This is a genomic window from Oerskovia rustica (assembly GCF_014836555.1).
Classification (GTDB): Bacteria; Actinomycetota; Actinomycetes; order Actinomycetales; family Cellulomonadaceae; genus Oerskovia; species Oerskovia rustica.
In genome coordinates, this window is record NZ_JACSQQ010000065.1 from 1 (window position 1) to 2,388 (window position 2,388).

Annotated in this window: 2 protein-coding genes; both read left to right on the forward strand. The window is 71.3% G+C overall.

Annotated elements, in window-relative coordinates; genetic code table 11:
- The first annotated feature begins 48 nt into the window (after window positions 1-48).
- Window positions 49-1,053 carry a TIM barrel protein gene (locus H9652_RS19325; protein ID WP_225228508.1) on the forward strand — a complete coding sequence of 335 codons (1,005 nt, stop codon included), beginning with the start codon at window positions 49-51 and terminating at the stop codon, window positions 1,051-1,053.
- 26 nt (window positions 1,054-1,079) lie between these two features.
- Complete coding sequence (locus H9652_RS19330) at window positions 1,080-2,348, forward strand: hypothetical protein (RefSeq protein ID WP_191798426.1); 1,269 nt, start codon at window positions 1,080-1,082, stop codon at window positions 2,346-2,348.
- Window positions 2,349-2,388 lie beyond the last annotated feature (40 nt).

Sequence of the window (2,388 nt, forward strand, 5' to 3'; positions counted from 1 at the left end):
CCGGGGCCGCGCCCCCCGGCCCACCGAACCTCACCTCGAAGGAGAGACATGAGTTCACACGAGCACTACCACGAGTCCATCCCGGCTCGGCCGATGAGCCGGCGGAACCTGCTCAAGGCCCTCGCGGCCTCGACGGTCGCCGTGGGCGTCGGCGCGACCCTGGGCCCGACGGCGGCGTCGGCCCTCGGCAGCGTGGCCGCGGCCCCCAGCAGCGGACGCAACCGCCTGGTCCCGGTCAACCGCATCGGCATCCAGCTCTTCACGATCCGCGACAAGGTCAGCTCGCTCGGCTTCCGGGCCGTGTTCGAGGAGCTCGCCGACATCGGCTACTCCGAGGTCGAGTTCGCCGGGTACACGCAGGGCCAGATCGGCGCGATCACCCCCGCGCAGATCCGCCAGCTCCTCGACGACAACGGCCTGCGGGCCGTGGGGTCGCACGTCAACCTCAACCCGAACAACATCGACGCCGAGATCGAGAAGGCGCTGATCCTCGGCATGCCGCACCTCGGCCAGGGTGGCCCGATCAACGGCACCAACACCGTCGCGGCGTGGACGGCCGCGGCGCAGACGTGGAACGCCATGGGGGAGAAGGCCAAGGCGGCGGGCCTCAAGCTCTACGCCCACAACCACGACGGCGAGTTCCGCTTCACGTCCGACGACCCGAGCCGTCGCGTGTACGACCTGCTGTGGGACGAGTTCGACCCGTCGCTCGTCTACTTCGAGATGGACGTCTACTGGGCGCACGTCGGCCAGTACAAGTACCCCGGGTTCGAGCCCATCGAGTACGTCAAGCGCGACCCGCGACGCTTCCCGATGCTGCACCTCAAGGACGGCAAGGCCAACCCGAGCAGCGCCAACGGCTACGACATCATCGAGTTCGGCGCCGGCAGCATCGACTACCAGTCCTTCCTCTCGCAGCTCCGCACGCGCGGCCAGCACTACGGCCTGTACGAGCAGGACAACGCGAGCTCGGTCGCCGAGCCGCCGAACCCCTTGAACTCGCTGGGCAACGCACGACGCAGCTACACCTCCATCTACGGCCTTCGCGGCTGACCCACCGAGATCACAGGAGAATCGACATGAAGTGGAAGGTTTCAGCAGCCGCTGCCGCAGCGTTCGCGCTGCTCGCGGTCGCCGCACCGTCGGCGCACGCCGCGGTCACGAACTGCACGACCGAGCTCGACGACACGGTCGTCGCGGGCGACCTGGTGGTCCCCGCGGGGGCGACCTGTGTCCTCGGCGGCACCACGGTCCAGGGGTCGATCACGGTCGGTGACGACGCGTGGCTCGACGCGACCGAGGCGGTCATCGAGGGAGACGTCGTCGCGACGGACGCGTACGGCGTCCTGATCGACGGTGCGAGCGTGGGCGGCGACATCAGCTCGTACACCGCGGGGTCCCGCACCGGGTTCCTCTACCTGTACGACCTGCGCGTGGGTGGCAGCGTCGCGACGGGCGGGGTCGACGTCGAGATCTCGGACACCAAGATCACGGGCAACCTCACGACGCAGGCCGCGACCTACGTCGACCTGCTGCGCACGAGCGTGGGCGGCGACGCGACGCTCGGCGACAGCGACTTCGGCGTGAGCGTCGGGGGCGCGGTCGTCGGGGGCAGCCTGTCCGTGACGGGCACCTCTCGCGACGCGCTCGTCGGCGCGAACGCCGACGGGACCGCCGACCAGTGGGGCAACACGGTGGGTGGGGACCTCGTCCTGACCGGCAACACCGCGAACCTCCAGGTCGCGGGCACCACGGTCCACGGGGCCGTGCGTCTCGCGGACAACACCCCGGCGGCGAACTTCGGTCCGGGCAACACCGCGGGCTCGGTCGAGGGCGACCTCACGGGTACGGCCCCCGGCGCGCTCGCGGCGGGCGACCAGTCGGTCGCGGTCGTGATCCCCGAGCCCCGGCCGGGCGAGCTCACGTGGAGCCTCGAGGGCTCGACGGGTCTCGTCGACCTGGGCGTGGCCGAGGAGCAGGGCGACCACTTCGCGGCCTCGGGCGACCTGGTGCCGGTCCGTGTCACGGACACCCGCATCAACGCCCCGGCCTGGTCGGTCTCGGCGCAGGTCGGCGACTTCGTCGCGGGCGGCGAGACGGTGTCCGGCAAGTACCTCGGGTGGACGCCCGAGCTCCTGGAGAACGACGGCGGAGCGGTCGCGGGTGCGGCCGTCGCCTCGGGCTTCGTCGAGGGTGACGGCCTGTCCGTCGCCCGCACCCTGGGCAGCGCGGAGGCCGGGCACGCCCGCGGCTCCGCGGTCATCGGGGCGGAGCTCGACCTCAAGCTCCCGCTCTCGGTGAACGAGGGGACCTACAACGCGACGATGACGCTGACCGCGCTCAGCTAGTCACGCCGTGACCGTGGTGCCGGCCGGCCCGTCCCTCCAG

Excerpts from the sequence above, each read along its gene's own strand:
- H9652_RS19330 (WP_191798426.1), top strand. The coding sequence starts at position 1,080 with ATGAAGTGGAAGGTTTCAGCAGCCGCTGCCGCAGCGTTCGCGCTGCTC.
- H9652_RS19325 (WP_225228508.1), top strand. The coding sequence starts at position 49 with ATGAGTTCACACGAGCACTACCACGAGTCCATCCCGGCTCGGCCGATG.